The organism is Pseudonocardia sp. TMWB2A (genome assembly GCF_017312135.1).
This window is the reverse complement of sequence record NZ_QKQY01000002.1, coordinates 4981757-4999767: the sequence shown is the minus strand read 5'-3', so window position 1 is coordinate 4999767 and position 18011 is coordinate 4981757. Positions and strand designations below refer to the sequence as shown.

At 74.1% G+C, this 18011-nt stretch carries 17 protein-coding genes; 7 read left to right on the top strand and 10 right to left on the bottom strand.

All coding sequences use genetic code 11. From position 1 onward, the window contains the following. Positions 1–46: 46 nt before the first annotated feature. Together DMP17_RS37935 and rraA are read right to left on the bottom strand one after the other, a co-directional pair. Positions 47–1096 carry a hypothetical protein gene (locus DMP17_RS37935; protein ID WP_337832036.1) on the bottom strand — a complete coding sequence of 350 codons (1050 nt, stop codon included), beginning with the start codon at positions 1094–1096 and terminating at the stop codon, positions 47–49. 53 nt (positions 1097–1149) lie between these two features. Continuing rightward, positions 1150–1647 (bottom strand): ribonuclease E activity regulator RraA, encoded by a 498-nt coding sequence (gene rraA, locus DMP17_RS37930; protein ID WP_337832035.1) that lies wholly within the window; start codon positions 1645–1647, stop codon positions 1150–1152. 170 nt (positions 1648–1817) lie between these two features. Between rraA and DMP17_RS37925 the strand changes: the two genes are divergently transcribed. Further along, on the top strand, positions 1818–3068 hold the full coding sequence (locus tag DMP17_RS37925) for an MmpS family transport accessory protein (RefSeq protein WP_337832034.1): 1251 nt from the start codon (positions 1818–1820) through the stop codon (positions 3066–3068). 10 nt (positions 3069–3078) lie between these two features. Here DMP17_RS37925 and DMP17_RS37920 read toward each other — a convergent pair whose 3' ends face one another. Both DMP17_RS37920 and DMP17_RS37915 read right to left on the bottom strand, forming a co-directional pair. Further along, positions 3079–3435: a hypothetical protein gene (locus DMP17_RS37920; protein WP_226350533.1), complete on the bottom strand. Its 357-nt coding sequence runs from the start codon at positions 3433–3435 to the stop codon at positions 3079–3081. Positions 3436–3782: 347 nt separating this feature from the next. Next, positions 3783–4274 (bottom strand): inorganic diphosphatase, encoded by a 492-nt coding sequence (locus DMP17_RS37915; protein ID WP_226350534.1) that lies wholly within the window; start codon positions 4272–4274, stop codon positions 3783–3785. 146 nt (positions 4275–4420) lie between these two features. On the opposite strand from DMP17_RS37915, the gene DMP17_RS37910 reads away from it, so the two are divergent. Then, on the top strand, positions 4421–5299 hold the full coding sequence (locus tag DMP17_RS37910; protein WP_337832033.1) for an aldo/keto reductase: 879 nt from the start codon (positions 4421–4423) through the stop codon (positions 5297–5299). On the opposite strand, the gene DMP17_RS37905 is transcribed toward DMP17_RS37910, so the two are convergent. Then, entirely contained in the window at positions 5277–5750 is a 474-nt protein-coding gene (locus DMP17_RS37905) for a hypothetical protein (protein WP_337832032.1), read from the bottom strand. The two genes, DMP17_RS37910 and DMP17_RS37905, sit on opposite strands and share 23 nt — an antisense overlap. Before the next feature lie 134 nt (positions 5751–5884). Here DMP17_RS37905 and DMP17_RS37900 point away from each other — a divergent pair, with 134 nt between their 5' ends. Then, positions 5885–6481: a hypothetical protein gene (locus tag DMP17_RS37900; protein WP_224401902.1), complete on the top strand. Its 597-nt coding sequence runs from the start codon at positions 5885–5887 to the stop codon at positions 6479–6481. 9 nt (positions 6482–6490) lie between these two features. Here the strand turns inward: DMP17_RS37900 and DMP17_RS37895 are convergent, their stop codons facing one another. The 5 genes from DMP17_RS37895 to DMP17_RS37875 all read right to left on the bottom strand — a co-directional run bounded on the left by DMP17_RS37895 (position 6491) and on the right by DMP17_RS37875 (position 13447). Further along, positions 6491–7843 carry a spinster family MFS transporter gene (locus DMP17_RS37895; RefSeq protein ID WP_337832031.1) on the bottom strand — a complete coding sequence of 451 codons (1353 nt, stop codon included), beginning with the start codon at positions 7841–7843 and terminating at the stop codon, positions 6491–6493. Between the two features lie 87 nt (positions 7844–7930). After that, positions 7931–8680 (bottom strand): YoaK family protein, encoded by a 750-nt coding sequence (locus DMP17_RS37890; RefSeq protein ID WP_337832030.1) that lies wholly within the window; start codon positions 8678–8680, stop codon positions 7931–7933. 24 nt (positions 8681–8704) lie between these two features. Continuing rightward, the gene (locus DMP17_RS37885; protein ID WP_337832029.1) at positions 8705–12421 is read right to left on the bottom strand and encodes a DUF3427 domain-containing protein; all 3717 of its coding nucleotides are present in this window, start codon (positions 12419–12421) and stop codon (positions 8705–8707) included. 86 nt (positions 12422–12507) lie between these two features. Beyond that, positions 12508–12690, bottom strand: coding sequence for a DUF4177 domain-containing protein (locus DMP17_RS37880; protein ID WP_337832028.1), 183 nt, complete (start codon positions 12688–12690; stop codon positions 12508–12510). Between the two features lie 31 nt (positions 12691–12721). Continuing rightward, entirely contained in the window at positions 12722–13447 is a 726-nt protein-coding gene (locus tag DMP17_RS37875; RefSeq protein ID WP_226350543.1) for a MerR family transcriptional regulator, read from the bottom strand. 138 nt (positions 13448–13585) lie between these two features. Here DMP17_RS37875 and DMP17_RS37870 point away from each other — a divergent pair, with 138 nt between their 5' ends. The 4 genes from DMP17_RS37870 to DMP17_RS37855 are packed head-to-tail and all read left to right on the top strand — an operon-like array spanning position 13586 to position 17974. Continuing rightward, entirely contained in the window at positions 13586–14221 is a 636-nt protein-coding gene (locus DMP17_RS37870) for a DUF3159 domain-containing protein (protein ID WP_226366425.1), read from the top strand. Next, positions 14218–15498 (top strand): MFS transporter, encoded by a 1281-nt coding sequence (locus DMP17_RS37865; RefSeq protein ID WP_226350544.1) that lies wholly within the window; start codon positions 14218–14220, stop codon positions 15496–15498. The genes DMP17_RS37870 and DMP17_RS37865 overlap by 4 nt, the downstream gene beginning before the upstream one ends. Continuing rightward, on the top strand, positions 15495–16094 hold the full coding sequence (locus DMP17_RS37860) for a hypothetical protein (protein ID WP_337832027.1): 600 nt from the start codon (positions 15495–15497) through the stop codon (positions 16092–16094). The genes DMP17_RS37865 and DMP17_RS37860 overlap by 4 nt, the downstream gene beginning before the upstream one ends. Then, positions 16091–17974, top strand: coding sequence for a S9 family peptidase (locus tag DMP17_RS37855; protein ID WP_337832026.1), 1884 nt, complete (start codon positions 16091–16093; stop codon positions 17972–17974). The genes DMP17_RS37860 and DMP17_RS37855 overlap by 4 nt, the downstream gene beginning before the upstream one ends. Positions 17975–18011: the final 37 nt, after the last annotated feature.

The window sequence follows — 18011 nt, the reverse complement described above, 5'->3', positions numbered from 1 at the left end:
CGGGCACAGGCCACTGCTCGGCGCGTCGGCACCTGAGCAGAACACGTCAGTTGCGAGTGGAGATACGGCGCAGTGCGATCTCGGAAGCGGTGAGGAGATCCGCCACCGCGGTGACCTCGGCGGAGAGACCGGCGGTGCGGTCCACCTCGTCGTCTGCTCCCGGGGCGCGGCCGGTCGGGGCGTCGTGGAGCAACTTCTGCCGCAACCGTCGTTCGTCCGCCCGGCGGCTCCTCTCGATCGCGTCCTCCGCAGCCATCCGCTCCCGGTGCTGCGTCAGCCGCCTTGATGCGCCGAGGATTTCGGTCAGGTGGCCTTCGACTGCATCGAGTCGCCGTGCCTCGTCCGCGACATCGGCCAGCGTCGTTCTGGCGATGTCCTGTAACGCCTCGTGCTCCAGCGCGGCCTCGGCATCGCGACGCCGCCGATCCACTGTGAGGCAGCGTCCGGCGCCCGACCAGAGCAGTACAGGCAGCTGTCGGGCGATGTCGATCGTCCGGTCCTGCCACGGCGCGGCTACAGCGATCTTTCCGGCGAGGATGCACAGCCGCCACGCCGCGGCGTCGTCGGGTGTCACGACATACGACCGCGGCTCACGTAGCCATCTGGTTCGTGCGAGGGCGCGCTGGTCGGCGATCCGGTGGATTCCGCGAATGCTTGGGCGCATCAGCAACGGCACCGCGATCAGGAGGACGACCACGCCGAAGAGGAATGGACCCGGTCCCGTCCCTGTGATCATCACCAGGACGACACCGATCAGTGCGATCCATCCGAGAGCCACCGCGACCCGTTCCGTGACGCCCGTCCGATACGGAGGAAGAGAGGCCGTCCCGTCGGACCGTACGCCGAGACCGAGCGTCGGATCCGCCACCACGAACCAACCGCGCTGGTTCTCGGGGGTGCGGAAATGCGCGAGACAGGGAAAGAAGAGGACCGTCTCCCGCTCAGGAATGTCCTCCGACCACCATGCTCGTTCCCGAGGGTGCATCGTCACTGCATTCGCCTCACCGCCGCGCCCGATGCGACGCCCGGAGGACGTCGCAATTCCGATCTTGGCGGGCGCCGGGCCGTGATTCCGCACGAGGCTGCGAAGTCTCATCAACTCTGATGATTCTGATGATGTCGGCGGCCGGTACCGGAACAGCCGGCACCTCACCGCGCGACGACGACGATCCCGTCCTCGTCGGAGTAGAGGATCTCGCCCGGGGCGAAGTCGACCCCGCCGAACGTCACGGTGCCGTCGACCTCCCCGGCCCCGGTCTTACTGCTCTTGCGGGGGTTCGTGCCCAGCGCCTTGAGGCCGAGGGGGAGCGCGGCGAGTGCCACGCTGTCGCGGACGACCCCGTTGACGACGATCCCGGCCCAGCCGTTCGCCACGGCCAGGCCCGCGATGACGTCGCCGATGAGCGCGCAGTGGGTCGAGCCGCCGCCGTCGACGACCAGGACGGCGCCGTCACCGGGGCCGTCGAGCGTGGCGCGGAGCAGGGCGTTGTCGTTCTCGCACCGCACGGTCCGCACGGGGCCGGCGAAGCGGGAGTGTGCGCCGAAGGAGCGGAACTGTACGTCGCAGGAGCGGACGGCGTCGCCGAGGTCGTCGGCGAGGTCGTCGGTGGTACGGCGGCCCAGGAGGAACTGCGGGTCGATCGACATGGTGCCCACTCTCGTCCGGACCGGGCCAGGTGTCAGCGGGCGGGTTCCGGCGCGTCCGAACGGGGCGACGGCAGGGCCGAACGGGATTCCCGCTCTGTGACCGTGACCGCGCTCCGTAACCGGCGCGCGTCCGAATCGTTGAATCGGCACGGCTACCAAAGGGGGGCGTCGTGTCAGGACCGAGATGGGACCCGGACTCGGGTCGCTGGGTGCTCGGGGACGAGTCGTCCCCGGTGACCCGACGTGGACCTCGCCGATCGGTCGAGGTGATGGACCGGTCGGCCGACGTCGTCGAGGCGTCGGCCCGGGATCTCTCGCCCGAGGACCTCGTCGCCGGGATCGTCTTCCCGTCCGCCCGGGAGCCCGAGCCCCGGCCGTCCACGCCCCGTGGACGTCCCCGGTCGATCACGGAGCGTGATGATCTGGCTCGGCCAGGAGCGGGCCGGACCGACCACGGCTCCCGGCGTGGGCGTCGCCGCGCTCCGGAGACTCCCGGACCGGACGCACCCTCGGCCGATCCGTACCCCGAGGGACCGTTCGCCGGGGAGCTGCGCCCGAGCGCGACGACTCCGCCCCGGCCGCTCCCGGTGCACCGGCCGCCGACGCTCGTGTCGCCGCCCGGACACGTCCACAGTGGGCGTCCCCGGCACGGCGGACGGCGCCGGGCCGAGGACCGCGACGCCGGGCCGTACGGCGTGGACGGGTTCGCGGTCGCCGGTCCCGGCGACACCCCCGCGCCGTGGGACGGCCCGGAGCCCGGGCCGGGCCCCGACCTCCGCGACGGCCGGGCCCGGCCCGTGGACCCGCACGACCTCGGGTACGACCCGCGTGACCTCGACCTCGATCCCGACGAGGACGGACCGCAGCCCGACCCGGCCCCCGGTCCCGACGACGTCGTCGAGGACCCGCCGCGTCGTGGACGCCGCCGCGCCGTGCAGGAGGACGCCCGTCGACGCCGATGGCCGTGGGTCGTCGGCGTCGTCGCGGCGGCTGCCGCGGCCGTGCCGATCGGGCTCGCTGTGTTGGGTGGCACCGAGGACGAGACCCCGGCCGCGTGGCGCGAGGGTCAGGTCGCGTTCGGCGCGTCGACGGGCGGCGGCCAGCCCGGCGTCGTCCCGGCCACCGAGGTCGCCGCTGCACCCACGACGTCCGCGGCGGCCCAGATCACCTACGAGGTCACCGGGTCCGGCTCGGGGGTCACGATCACGTTCGGCCGGGGCACCTCGGTCGCCCAGGTCTCCGGCGCGGACCTGCCGTGGGAGCGCACGGCCCCGGCCGCCGGTGAGCCCACCGACTACTCGGTCACCGCCGCGGGCGGGTCCGGTGAGCTCTCCTGCCGGATCCTCGTCGACGGCGCCGTGATCTCCGAGGAGTCGGCCGACGGCGACTACTCCGCGGTCTCCTGCAACGGACGCCGCTGACGACGGCCGGTCACCGGGGCCGCTCGTCCCGGAGCAGGGACGACAGCCGCTTCTTCGTCCTGTTCCGCTGCACGATCCATGCGACGTCGGGGTCGGACGTGTCGAGATCCCGGAACACCGCGAGCCCGGGGCCGGGATCCGCGGCGACGGCGACGCTCCAGCAGTAGCCCAGCGCCTGCCGCAGCGTCCGCACCCCGGGGCGCCTCCGGTGCTCGTCCGGCAGCGCGGCCAGCCACTGCGTGGCCCGGCGGCACACCGCGACCGCGGCCGCCGCGGCGTCCGGGCTCCGCAGCAGCCGTGGCTCGCAGATCGCGGCCACCGCGGCGCGGCGCACCAGCGGGTCCGCGTCCGCCGACCACCGCGACACGACGGCCAGGAGGGCCCCGGGATCGGTGTCGCCCAGCAACTGCAGGCCGAGCGCGACGCCCTCCCGTACCCGCCAGCGGTCGTCGGCGGCCAGTGCGCGGGCGTCGGCCTCGCACCCGGGGTCGGCCGCCCGCCGCCCGAGCGCCGCGGCCGCGCAGGTCGCCGGGTACTCGCCGCCGTCGGCCAGCAGCTCCCCGATCGTCGCCGCGTCCGCCCGGCCGGCGGCCGCCGCGACCAGGGTGAGGTTCGCCCGCGGGCCGGGCAGGCCGGAGTGCGCGGTGAGATACGCGGGCCACCGACCGGGGCCCAGCTCCCGCAGGGCCGCGTCCCAGGGGGTTCGGGCGGTGCTCAGTGCGGCGTCTCCCGGAACCGCTTCCGCGACGCCTCCAGCTCCGCCTCGGCCGCCGCCCGGTTCGCCCAGTCGGCGCCCTCGACGCTCTTGCCCGGCTCCAGGTCCTTGTAGATCTCGAAGAAGTGCTGGATCTCCCGGCGGTGGAACTCGGGCAGGTGGTGGATGTCGCGCAGGTTCTCCAGGCGGGGGTCGTGGGCCGGGACGCAGAGCAGCTTGTCGTCGCCGCCCGCCTCGTCGGTCATCCGGAACATGCCGATGGTGCGCACGAGCACGAGGACGCCGGGGAACAGCGGCTCCCCGGTGGTGACGAGCAGGGCGTCGAGCGGGTCGCCGTCCTCCCCGAGGGTGTCCTCGACGAAGCCGTAGTCGCCCGGGTACTGGGTGGCGGTGAACAGCGTCCGGTCGAGCCGGATGCGCCCGGTCTCGTGGTCCACCTCGTACTTGTTGCGGCTGCCCTTCGGCACCTCGACCAGCATGTCGAACTCCACGGGCTCCTCCGATGCGTTGGGCGTCAGGTGAAGGAGATACACGCTCGCCCGGCGGGGCGCACCCCTGCGGAGGAACGGGGACCCGGTCGGGCGGGCAGTATCGGAAGGGATCCGGTCGGCGACGACCGGGGACGAGGAGACCCGTGATGAGCAACCCGGACCGCCCCGGCGGCACCTACGCGCTCGCCGGACGCCCGGTCGCCCGCGTCGGCTACGGCGCGAGCGCGCTGGCCCGCCTGCGCGACGACCGCCCGGCCGCGGTCGCGCTCCTGCGCCGGGCCGTCGAGCTGGGGGTCGACCACGTCGACACCGCCCAGTTCTACGGCGACGGCCTGGTCAACGACCTGCTGCGGGAGGCGCTGCAACCCGGGGACGGCGTCGTCGTCGCGACCAAGGTCGGAGCCGACCCCGATCCGGGCGATCCGTTCCCGATGCGGCTCGCACAGCGGCCCGAGCAGCTGCGGGCGAGCGTCGAGGACAACCTGCGCAGTCTGGGCACGGACCACGTCGCGCTGGTCAACCTGCGACGGCTGGAGGGGACCTCGCGGATCCGTGCCGAGGGCGACCAGCTCGTCGACCTGGACGACCAGCTCGCCGTCCTGACCGCACTGCGCGACGCGGGCACCATCGGCGCGATCGGGCTGAGCAGCGTCGAACCTGACACCGTGCGCCGTGCGCTCCCGGCGGGGATCGCCTGCGTGCAGAACGAGTACAGCCTCGTCGAGCGCGACGACGACGGGCTGCTCGACCTGTGCGCGGCGGAGGGCGTCGCGTGGGTGCCGTTCCACCCGCTGGGCGGGGTGCTGGCGGGCGCGCGCAGGGTCGCCGACGAGCCCGCGGTGCGCGAGGTCGCCGCGGCGGCGGGGGTGACGGCGTCGCAGGTGGGGCTGGCCTGGCTGCTCCACCGCAGCCCGGCGGTGCTGCTCATCCCGGGGACGGCGTCCCTCGCCCATCTCGAGGCGAACGTCGCCGTCGGGTCGCTGCGGCTCGACCCGGAAGCGCTCAGGGCCCTGGACGGTCACTGACCCGGTCGGACCACCCGGCCCAGCCGGAGAAGTCCAGGATCCCGGCACCGGTGAGCCGGTCGGCGAACGCGAACAGCGCGGACGTCGCGGACGGGTGCACGTCGAGCGCCTCGCGCAGCTGCGCGCCGACGCACGGCAGGTCGGTGAACACCGTCAGCCCCCACACCGTGCAGACCTCACCGTCGGGGGAGCGGGTGAGCGGCCCGAGCGCCCGCACCCCGCCGAGCAGGTCGGCGAGACGCGCGTGGTGCGCCGGGTCGGTCGCGGCGGCGGCCACCGCACCGCCGGCCGCCCAGGCCAGGCCCTCGACGCGGCCGTCGGCCCGGTCCTCGACCCACGCCGCCCGCAACGGCGCGGCGAACCGGGCGACGCCGTCGGCGAGGGGGACCCGGCCGGTGACGTGGTCGTCGACGAGGGCGCGGTAGACGGTCTCGGCGTCGTCGAAGTCCACGCGGGCGAGGCTAGTTCCTGCGCTCCGCCTCCTCCCTGCGGTGGAGACGTGAATCGTCCTCCGGACCGATTCGCCGGACCGCGACGACGGGCAGGCTCGGTCTCGTCCCCGAGCCACCTGCGAAAGGCCCCACGATGACGACCGAGAGCCCGGCCATGGTCCGGCTGCGCGACGCCGTCGGCCGCACCGTCGCGGCCGGCACCGCCCGTGCCACCCTGCTGATGGACATGTCCGGGACCCGCGCCGTAGGCGAGGCGCTCCCGCGGCGACGGCGCCCGCTCCCGGCCCTGGCGCGGGCCGTCCTGCGCCGGGTGCCGCGGCAGGTCGTGACCAGCGGAGTCCTCGACCTCACCCGGCGCCGCGCCATGGTGGGCCACGACCACATCGCGTTCGTGCAGATCGAGGACCGGGTCTGGAGCGGGCGGCCCGGCCGCAGGCTCGACCGGCTGGGCCTCACCGATCCCGGCCGGATCGTCACCCCGCTGGCGGCGTTCGACCGGCTCGCCGACGTCACCGAGGCCCACGACCACGGCGTCGTCGCCGACCGCGGCGAGCGCTGGCGACGGCTGACCGTCACCACCGGCGACGGCGAGCCGGGCGAGGTGTGGCTCGACGGCGCCCACGTGCGCCGGATCCGGCTGCCGGAGCAGCGCCAGGACTCGACGACGGTGACGCTCGACGCGTTCGGCACCGACGTCGACGACCGCGACTGGACCCGGCTGCCCGGCTGAGGGCCCGGGTCAGCCGGCGGCCGCGGTCATCCGCTCGTTGTCCCGGCGCACCGTGCGGGCGGCGAGGAACAGCCCCGCCGACGCGATCGCCATCGACAGCGGCACGATCACGGCGAGGGCCTGCCGCAGCCCGTTCGCCGCGGCGTCGGCCGGGCTCGCGCCCGCGGCGAGGGCGTCCGCGGCGAACGCGTCCGACAGGGCACCGGCGATCACCGGCCCGACCGCGCCGCCCAGCAGGTAGAACGCGGCGAAGAAGACCGCTGTCGCCGTCGACCGCAGCCGCGGCCCGACGACGTCGGCGACGGCCGGGTAGGCCGAGGTGTAGTAGAGGTACTGCAACAGCCAGCCGGCGCCGAACAGCACGACGAACGTGCCCGTCGCCTCCGGTCCCACGGACAGCGCGAACCAGGTCAGCGGGACCGACACCAGCGTCGCGACCGCACCGACCAGCACCCGCGCGCCCGTCGAGCGGCGGGCCGCCCGGTCCGAGACCCAGCCGCCGACGAGCAGCCCGACCAGCCCCGTCACGCCGACGACGACGCCGGTCAGCACCGCCGCCCCGGTCAGGGACGCGCCGAAGTAGCGCTGGAACAGCGGCACGGTGAACGTGTTGACCGAGTAGGCGGCGAGGTTCGCGCCGATCCCGGCGACGATCAGGAACCACATCGTCGGGACGGCCAGGATCCGCCGGAACGGCCGGTCGACCGGTGCCGGCGTCGCCTCGACCGTGGTCCTCGACGCCGGTTCGGACGCGCCGCGGCGGGGCTCGCGCACCAGGAAGAACCCGGCCGCGATGAGCAGCCCGGGGATCGCGGCCAGCACGAACGGGGCCCGCCACGTCCCGAACGCCTCGGCGATCGCACCGACCGAGAAGTAGGCGAGCACGAGCCCGACCGGCAGCCCGAGCTGGAACAGCCCGAACGCCCGCGCCCGCTTCCCCGCCGGGTAGAGGTCGGCGATCGTGGAGTTCGCGGCGGGCGCGTAGCTGGCCTCACCGATACCGACGCCGACCCGCATCAGCAGCAGCGAGACGTAGTTCCAGGCCGCGCCGCTCGCGGCCGTCAGCAGGCTCCACGCGACGATGCCCCAGCCCATGATCCGGGCCCGCGAGCGGTGGTCGGCGAGGCGCCCGAGGGGGAGCCCGCACAGGGCGTAGACGACGGTGAACGCCGCGGCCAGGACGCCGATCTGCAGGTCGGAGAGCCCGAACTCGAGCTTGACGGGCTCGGCGACGATCGCCGGGACGGCCCGGTCGTAGAAGTTGAACGTGTTGGCGGCGAACAGCAGCGCCAGCACCCGGCCGGCGTTGGGGGCCTGTTCGCCCTGCTCGGTGGGCAGGAAACGTTCCCGTTCGGTCGTCATGTGACCCCCGGTCCTCGGCGTGGCCGCGCCGTTGCGGTCACGCCGGTCAGACTGCCCGACGGGGACGAATCCGTCACCGTCCACGGCTCACGCCCTGCTCGGGGCCACCATCGACCGGGTCCGGTCCGCGGGGTGGTCGTGCGGGCGCAGCCCGACGGGGCGCCGGGAGCGCGCCGCGGCCGCGGCGAGCGCCGTCGCGGCCGCGACGAGGGTCACCGGCACGGCGACCACCCCGACCGGGAGGACCCGGTGCAGCGAGCCCGTCGCGGCGACGGCGAGCACGAAGACCGCGATGCGGGCACCGGCGCCGGGGTTCCAGCTGCGCCCGGCCGGGTCGACCATGCCCGACACCCAGTTCGTGACGACCCCGGTGAAGTAGTTGGTGGGGGTGCCGGCCGGACCGATCCGGCGCAGCGCCGCCCCCTGCAGCCCCATCGCCAGGGTCGCCGTCCCGATCATCGGCTCCACGGGGAAGGCGTGTCCCGGCCCGCCGAGCAGCCATCCGATGCCGAACGCGGACAGGGTCGCGAGCTCCAGGCCGAGCGTGACCCCGACGGCGCCCCGGGCCGGCAGCCTCCGCTCGGCCAGACCGGCCGTCACGGTGCCGGCGACCAGGCCGAGCACGTAGCCGCCCAGCGCCCAGGCCGCGGGGGCGAGCACCGACACCGACCCCAGCCCCCGGCCGAGCGCGACGAAGCTGCCGGTCATGGCGCTGACGACCACGTCGTGGAACGCCGTGAACGAGGCCCCGTCGAGGGCTCCCGCCGCCGCGGCCAGCAGCAGCGGTACCGCAGCGAAGATCCGGGCCGTCTGCTTGTCATGATCTGTGGTGAGCACGGCGGCAGCATTCGGCCGTTCGGCCTAAGGGGACGCTAAGTGGGGGGAATGATCAGCTCGCCGCCCGGCTGAGTCCCCGCCCACCCGGCCTGCGCGGTGTGCCGAGGACTCGGATGGTTCGATCACCCCATGCTGCGTGCCGAGCGGACGAGCGTATGGCGCCGCGACTACGAGTTCACACTGGACGGCGCGCCGGTCAGCACCTTCAGCTCGCACTGGTGGCGCTCCGGCGGGCAGATCCAGGTCGAGGGCCGCGAGTACCAGATCGGATCGACCGTGTGGGGCAGGACCTACACGATGACCGACTCCGCGGGGACCGTCGTCGCCACGGCGGAGCGGGCTGGTCGCAAGCACTGGACCGTCACCGCCGACGGCCGGTCCTACCGCTTCCGCCGGGCCTCGGTGTGGAGCTCCGAGCAGCACCTCGTCGAGGGCGACCGGACCGCCGGGACGATCCGGAAGTCGAGCTGGTGGCGCGGCGGGGCCGAAGCGACCTTGCCGGGTCTGAGCCTGCCGGCGCAGCTGTTCGTCGTCGCGGTCGTGCTCTCGGTGTGGGAGCAGCAGAACGCGGCCGCCGCGTCGAGTGGGGGAGGCTGAACCGGAGGGCGAGTGTCCGGACGGATCTGTCCCCGGCCGGCGATGCCGCTTCCGGCACGATGCCCGCTCCGGGTCAGGACGCCACGACGCTCGCCGCCCGGAACGTCTCGCCCGGCATGGCGCGGCGCAGCTTCCAGGTGATCGCGATCGGCTTGCTGCCCTGGTGGGAGACGTACCGGCAGGCGCCGAGGCACAGGAACGGCGCGCCCGGGCCGGTGTCGTCGCCGGGGGAGTCCCGGACGAACAGCACCACGTGGCTGCCTGCTCGGCGTGGGTCAGGTAGCGCCGGCCCATCCCCGTCTCCGGGGAGGCCGCGTTCTGCGACTCCCAGTGGAACAGGTCGGGCTGCAGCGCGAAGTCCCGGTACATCGTGGTGGGGGAGAAGTCCCGCTCGGTCTTGTGCAGGTTGACCAGCAGCGCGTCGACCCGTGGGACGTCGGCCCAGACGACGCCGGTCGCGTGCCCGGATGCCTTGCGTTCGAAGGATGCCCAGTCCAGCGCGGCCAGGATCTCCTCGCGCCGGTAGTGCGCGTGGCTCTGCAGCGGCACGTTCTGCAGTCCCTCGCCCAGCGAACGCGGCAGGTGCCGGGCCTGGTCGAGCGTGTACGCGGTCAGCTCGCGGATCTCGGCGCAGACCGCGGGGTGGCGGCGCAGGTGGTCGACCCCGGCCTGGTAGCTGTCGAACCCGCCGCGGTCGGGCCAGAGCTGGAAGAACAGCATCCGGGCCAGCCGCTGCTCGCGCTCGGTCAGCTCGGCGTAGACCGGACCGGCCGGGTCGGCGACGCGGGCGTAGACGGCGGCCCGCTCGGGGTCGTCGACGTGGGTCAGCACGGCGAGCCGCCGGAGCAGCGCGGTCTCGTCCGGTCCGGTGGCCGGGACGGTCAGGCCCGCGTCGCGGCGGAGCGCCGTCCAGGAACCCTTGCTGCGGTAGACGTCGGCCAGCTCGCCGCCGGACTCGTGCAGGTAGCGGGCCAGGGCCGACTCGCCGTGCGAGCGGACATCGGCGATGAGGTCCTTGCGGGACAGGCGGAGCCGGCTGCGCACGTTGTCCAGCACGATGTCGCGGGCGACCGGGTCCAGCACCATCGCCGAGCCGGACGGCAGGAACGGGAAACCCTCTTCGACGTCGCGGACGACCCCGGCCCGGCTGCTGCCGGTCAGAGCCCGGAAGCGCAGGTCGAAGCGGAACTCGCGGCGGTGCTGGCCGATGAAGTCCAGGACGGTGAGCACCGCCTTGTCCGGAGCGCGCCGCAGCCCGCGGCCGAGCTGCTGGAGGAACACCGTCGCGCTCTGGGTGGGGCGCAGCAGCAGGACGGTGTCGACCTGCGGCACGTCGAGCCCCTCGTTGAACACGTCGACGGCGAACAGGCAGTTCACCCGACGGTCCCGCAGCCGCCGCAGGGCGCCGTCACGGTCGTCGCGGGCCGTCTGCCCGGTGACCGCCTCACTGGGAATGCCGGCCGCGGTGAACACCCGCGCCATGTACTCGGCATGCGCGACCGAGACGCAGAACCCGAGCGCCCGCATCGCGGTCACGTCGGTGACCTTGGCGCGGGTCTCGCGGATGACCTTGGCGGCGCGGGCGTCGTTGCCGGTGTAGAGGCCGTCGAGGGAGGTGATGTCGTAGCTGCCGCGCTTCCACTCGATCCCGGTGAGGTCGACGTCGTCGGCGACCCCGAAGTAGTGGAAGGGCACCAGCAGGTCCGCCGACAACGCATCCCACAGGCGCAGCTCGGCGGCGGTACGTCCCTCGAAGAACAGGTCACGGACGTCGACGCCGTCGGAGCGTTCGGGGGTCGCGGTCAGACCGAGGAACTCGGCGGGCCGCAGGTGGTCGAGCAACGCGCGGTAGGTGGGCGAGGCCGCGTGGTGGAACTCGTCGATCACGACGACGTCGAAGTGGTCGGGCGGGATGTTCTCCACCCCGTAGGACGCCAGCGACTGCACCGAGGCGAACACGTGGTTCCAGCGCTGCGGGCGGTCCCCACCGACGTAGGTCTCGCCGAAGGCGCCGTCGGCGAGCACGTTGCGGTAGGTGCGCCGGGACTGGTCGAGGATCTCCTTGCGGTGCGCGATGAACAGCAGCCGCGGGTGCGCGTGGCGCAGCCGCGCGTAGTCCAGCGCCGCGACGACGGTCTTGCCGGTCCCGGTCGCGGCGATGACGAGGTTCCGGTGCCGGTCGTGCACCTCGCGCTCGGTCGCGAGGGCTTCGAGGATCTGCTCCTGGTGCGGGAACGGGCGGACCTCCAGCCCGGACAACGGGGTGGTGTCGTCCTCACGACGGCCCAGGGCGTCGGCGAGACGCTGGGAGTCGGCGGGCAGGTCCGGGTCGTAGGAGACGAAGTCGGGCGCAGCCCAGTAGGAGTCGAACGTCGAGGTGAACTTGCGGATCAGCTCCGGCGTGGCCACCGAGGACAGCCGGACGTTCCACTCCAGACCGTCGACGAGCGCGGACCGCGACAGGTTCGAGCTCCCGACGAACGCGGTGTCGAAGCCGGAGTCCCGGCGGAACAGCCACGCCTTCGCGTGCAGCCGGGTGGTCGCGCTCGCGTAGCTGATCCGCATCTCGGCGCCGTGCCGGCGGACGAGCTCGTCGACCGCCCGCTGCTCGGTGGCGCCCATGTAGGTGGTGGTGATGACCCGAAACGGGACGCCGCGCTCGTGCAGCACGTCGAGCTCGTTCTCCAGCAGCCGGATGCCGTGCCAGCGGATGAACGCGCACAGCAGGTCGACACGGTCGGCGCTGGACAGCTCGGACTGCAGCGCGGTATGCAGCTTCGGCTCGCCGGCGGCGTTGGTGAACAGCGCCGCGTCCGACAGCGGGGTCAGGGGGCGCCGGACCTCGTGCACTCCGGGGGCGATCTCCCGGGTGAGCGCGATGAGCTGCTGCGGGTCGGCGGAGAGCTGTTCCTCGCGCTCGACCTGGGCGAGCAGCCGGTTGACCAGCGCGACCCGCTGCTCCGGGTCCCGATCGGCCAGCGCCTGTTCGACGACCCGGGCCACGTGCCGCGACAGCACCCGCGGCTGGGTCGCCTCCTCGACCTCGTCCCAGCGCGGGGTCAGGTCGCCGACGGCGGCGAGGGCGGTGTCGAGCCGGGCGGTGCGCAGACGTTCGTGCGCCCCGGCGCGCAGGGGTTCGCTCACGCCGTCAGCTTGCCGGGTGACCCCGACGGACAGGCGGCCGTCGCGCATCGTCGCCGGCCCGCCGGCGTGTCACCCGGCCGTGATGATCACCCCCGCGCCCGCTTCATGATCACCACGACCTCGAGCGCCTGCCCGTTGCCCGACGAGGGCACGAGGGTCCCGACCGCCTCCCATCCCTGCGAGCCGAGCTCGTTGAGCTCCCGCTCCATCCCGGGGTAGTCGAAGCCCTTCCAGCCGAGCTTGTACTTCAGCACCTTGTGTTCGAACATCGGTCGTCCTCTCCGTTCAGGGGTGGTCAGGTCAGGGGGTGGTCTGCAGCAGCGCCGCGAGGCGGACCAGGACGTCCACCTGGGCCGGGTTGTAGAGCTCCCGCATCGCCGCACTCGTCGTCTCCGCGAGGACCTGTGCTCCGCGCGGGGCGTCGTCGTCGGGGCCGACCAGGCCCGGATGGGCCTCCCGCATCCGGCGCACGTGCGGCGCCATCCGCTCGGCGAGGCCGGCGCGGACCTCCTCACCGGAGTCGGCGGGCAGGCGGTCGAACTCGCCGTCGGTCGGGTCGGCCGGCAGGTCGCGCAGCAGCTCGCCGTAGGCGGTCAGCTTGCGTGGCCCCATGAACCGGCTCATGAGCAGCATCACCGACCGGTCGGACTCGGTCAGCGCGGCCGCCTGCGCCGGCGCCATGGCCACCGGCAGGTCCGCCGGGGCACGTCGGTCGATGATCGTGGCGAGCTCGAGGCGGGCCCGCTGCAGCCGTTCGATCGTGGCGGCGAGCTCGGCGTCGAGCGTGCGCAGCGCCTGCTCGGGATGGTCGCCCTCGTCGAGGGTGTCCGCGATCTGCGGCAGCGAGAAGCCGAGGTCGGCCAGCCGCTTGATCCGCAGCAGCCGCACGAGGTGCTCGACCCCGTACTGCTTGTAGCCGTTCGCCCGTCGTGCGGGCTCGGCCAGCAACCCCACCTCGTGGTAGTGCCGCACCGCCCGCAGGCTGGTGCCGGCCAGCTCGGCTACCTCCCGGGTGCTCCACGTCATGGGGTGAGCCCACACCGTGCCGTCGCGGCACGGTCAAGCCGGCAGTGACCTGAACCACACGACGGGCCCTCGGGCTTGAGTGTGCCGTGGCGGCACGGCCTTCCCTCGTTGCAGCACATCACGACGAGGGAGGACGGCATGACCATGACCGAGCCGCAGCACGACAGGACCCGCGACCGCGCCACCCCGAGCCTGCTCGATCAGATGGGCGGGACCGCGGGGTTCGTCTACTCGACGATCCCGGTGATCGTGTTCGTGACGGCGAACGCCTTCCTGTCTCTGCCGATGACCATCGGCATCGCCGTCGCGACCGGTCTGGCCCTGTTCGGGTACCGGCTGCTGAAGCGGGAGAAGTTCAGCTCGGCGGTCGGCAGCCTGCTCGGCGTCGCGCTGGCGGCCGGGATCGTCGCCTGGACCGGGTCGGCGCGCGACTTCTTCGTGATCGGCATCTGGGCCTCGCTGGCCGGGTTCGTCGTCACGGCCGGGTCGCTGCTGGCCCGCCGGCCGATCACCGGCGTGATCTGGAACGCCGTCCACGGGGGCACGCACCCCTGGCGCTCGACGCCCGCGGTCCTGCGTGCCCACGACCTCGCCACCGGTGCCGCGGCGCTGGTGCTCGGCGCCCGATTCGGGATCCAGCAGTGGCTCTACGTCGCCGAGGCCACCGGCGGGCTGGGCATCGCCCGGGTCGCCATGGGCACCCCGCTGACCGTGCTGGCCGCGCTGGTGGTCGTCTGGGCGTTCCGGCGCAGCACCAAGGCCCTGGTCCGGTGAGCACGCTGCGACGCAGCCCGGCGCTGTGGCTCGCCGCCTACGGGCTGACCCTGCTCGGCGGCGGGATCATGGCGGCGGTCCTGCCGCTGCTGGTCCTGCAGCGCACCGGGGACGTGCTGGCCGCGGGCGTGCTGGCGACGGTCACCACCACGGCGTCCGCGCTGACCGGGCTGGTCTCGGGGCTGGTCGTGGACCGGGTCGACCGCAGGCTGGTCACCGTCGTCGCCGGGGTCCTGGGGGCCGCGGTGGTCGCGGCGCTGCCGGTCGTCGACGCGCTGTGGGGGCTCGGCATGACCGCCTTCCTGGTGCTCGGCGTGCTCGGCGCGGTCGTGCGGGTGCCCGCGATGACCGCGCAGGAGGTCCTGCTGCCGGCACTGGTCCGGCTCGACCCGCGGCCGGGCCGGCTGGACCGGCTGATCGCGCTGCGGGAGAACCTGGCCAACGTGCTGCTGCTGGCCGGACCGGCGATCGGCGGCCTGCTGGTCGCCCTGGCCGGCCCGGCGTCGACGGTGCTGGTGGTGACGGCGTTGACGAGCCTGCTCGCGGCGCTGACCGCGGCGCTGCTGGACCCGCGGGCCGGGCGGGTCGAGGTGGTCCTGCGCACCGCTCCGGGGGGTGCGGTGCGCAGGGCCGTGCGGGATCTCGCGGCGTCGTGGGTGTTCCTCGCCGGGCAGCGGCTGGTGCTCGGGGCGACGCTGGTGTCGGCGGTGCTGGTCGCGGTCATCGCGGCCCTGCAGACGACGCTGATGCCCGCCTACTTCACGGCGCTGGACCTGCCCGCGCTCGCCGGGCTGACGCTGAGCGCGCTCGCCGCGGGCGGGCTGGCCGGCTCCGTGCTGTACGCGGCGCTGGTGAACCGGGTGCGGCGCCGGACCTGGTTCGTGCTCGGGATGCTCGGCTTCGGCGCCGGGTTCGCGCTGGTCGGGAGCCTGGCCTCGCCGTGGGTGGTGCTCGGCGCCGCCGCGCTCGTGGGGTTCACCAACGCCCCGGTCGGCGCGGTGCTCGGGGTCCTCACCATCGAGGCCACCCCGGACGCCCTGCGCGGCCGCGTCCTCGGAGCGCAGAACACCCTGCTGCTCGCCGCGCCCGCGCTGACCGCGGCGCCGGTCGCGGCGCTGGCCTCCGCGGTCGGCCTCGGCGCCGCCGGGATCGCGCTCGCCGCGGTCGCGGTCGGCACCGCGCTCGTCGCGCTGGTGGCGCCCGCGTTCCGTGACCTCGGCGAACCGGGTGCGGCCGACGCCGCCGCACCGGCCCCGGCGACGGCGGGTGCCCGGTGAGCCCGCGGCTGCGGCCGCTGCGCCGCCACGAGATCCTGACCCGCTCGGTGTACACGGCCCCTCTCCCCGAGCCCGGCGGGCCCGGCGCGATGTGGACCGTCGAGGTCGACCAGGCACGGGACTGGGACGCACGCCTGTACCGCGACGGCGAGCAGGTCGCGCGGGCGGAGATGCCGGCGTCGCTGCCGGTGCCGGGCGGCCGGATCGAGGTCGACGCCGGCCTCTACGGCATCACCCGGATGCACCTGGTCACCCCCGACGGCGGGGAGCGGCGGCTGCCCCCGGTGCCCGGCACGCTCGAGTACCGCCGCGCGCGGCTGGCCCGCCGCTCACCCGCGGTGAGCCGCACGATCGCCGCGGTCGCCGTCGTCGTGCTGCTCGTCAACCTCGTCCTGGCCATCCCGGTGGCGCTGGAGATGCTCACCGGCATCGACGCCGTCGCCGCACGGTTCGGGACCTTCACCTCACCGGTCACCCTGCCCGGCTGGCTCAACACGGGCCTCCTGGTCGCCGGCGTGGTCGCCGCGGCCGAGCGCGCCCTCACCTGGCGCCGCCACCGCGTCGTCGACGCCGAGACGATCTGGACCGCGCTGTGACCGGCACCCCGACCCCGGAGACCACCATGGCCCCGCCCGACCGGATCCCCGCCCGCGACCTGCTGCGCATGCCCGACCGCACCGCCGCCACGATCTCCCCGGACGGCACCCGCATCGCCTTCCTCGCCCCCTGGAAGGGGCGCCTGAACGTGTGGGTGACCGACGTGGACGGCGGCGACGAGCGCTGCGTCACCGCCGACGAGACGCGCACCGTGCTGCGCTACCTCTGGACCGACGACCCCCGCTACCTGCTCTACCTGCAGGACACCGGCGGCGACGAGAACTGGCACGTGTTCCGCGTCGACCTGACCGCGCCGGACGCGCCCGCGGTGGACCTCACCCCGTTCGAGGGCGCGACGATGTTCGGGATCGAGCAGCGGCCGGACCGGCCCGGGACGCTCCTGCTGCAGAGCAACGCCCGCAACCCCGTCGAGTTCGACCTGTGCGAGCTCGACGTCGCCACCGGTGTGATGACGGTGCTCGCGCAGAGCCCCGGCGGGGGAGCGGGCTGGACCCTCGTCGGCGACGAGCTGCTGCGCGAGACCCTCACCGAGGACGGCGTCGCGCAGGTGTGGCGCGGCGACGACCTCTTCGCCACCTTCGACGGCGACGCCCACCCGCTCGGCGTGTACCCCTACGAGCCCACCCCGGACGGCACCGGCATCTGGGTCGGCACCCACGGCGACGGCGACCGGCTGCACCTCGGCCGCCTCGACACCACCACCGGCGAGGTCACCGAGGTCGACCGGCACCCCGAACACGACATCGACGTCCGCGCGCAGATCTTCCCCAGCCTGCCGTCGCCGCTGATCCGCCACCGCGGCACCGGGGAGCTGCTCGGCGTCCGCTACCTCGGGGCGCGCCAGGAGATCCGCGCGGTCGACCCGGGCTTCGCCGAGGTCCTCGCCGCCCTGCGCGGCCTGTGCGACGGCGACCTGTCCGGGGTCTCCGGCGACGTCGACGGGCGCCGCTGGGTCGCGACGTTCGCCCACGACCGCGACCCGCAGACCTGGTTCCACGACCACGCCACGGGGGAGTCGCGGCTGCTGTTCCGCCCGCGCGCCGACCTCGACCCGGCCGCGATGGCGCCGATGGAGGCGGTCACGATCACCGCCCGCGACGGCCGGGACATGCTCGCCTACCTGACGCTGCCGGTCGGCGTCGCACCCGAGGGCCTGCCCCTGGTGCTCATGCCGCACGGCGGGCCGTGGTCGCGGGACTGGTGGGGCTTCGACGCGAGCGTGCAGCTGTGGGCCAACCGCGGCTACGCCGTGCTCCAGCCGCAGTTCCGCGGCTCCTACGGGTTCGGCCGCGCCCACATGGAGGCCGCGGTCGGGGAGTTCGCCGGCGCCATGCACGACGACCTGCTCGACGCCGTCGACTGGGCCGTCGCGCGCGGGTACGCCGACCCGGACCGGATCGCGATGTTCGGCGGGTCCTACGGCGGCTACGCCACCCTGGTCGGGGTCGCGTTCACCCCGGACCGCTTCGCCGCGGCGGTGGAGTACGTCGGCATCTCGAACCTGGCGGACTTCCTGCGCACCGTCCCGGAGTTCACCCGACCCGGCCTGGTCAACAACTGGTTCCGCTACGTCGGCGACCCCGCCGACCCCGCTCAGGAGGCGGACATGCTGGCCCGCTCGCCGATCACCCGGGTCGACGACATCCGCACCCCGCTGATGGTGGTGCAGGGTGCCAACGACGTCCGCGTGGTGCGCGCCGAGTCCGACAACCTCGTCGCCGCGCTGCGCGGGCGCGGGGTGGACTTCGAGTACCTGGTGTTCGACGACGAGGGCCACGCCATCGTCAACCAGGAGAACCTGGTGACGATGTTCGAGACGGCCGACCGGTTCCTGGCCACCCACCTGCGCGGGAGCTGATCCACCGGCGCAGGAGTGGGGTGCCGGATCCCGGGTA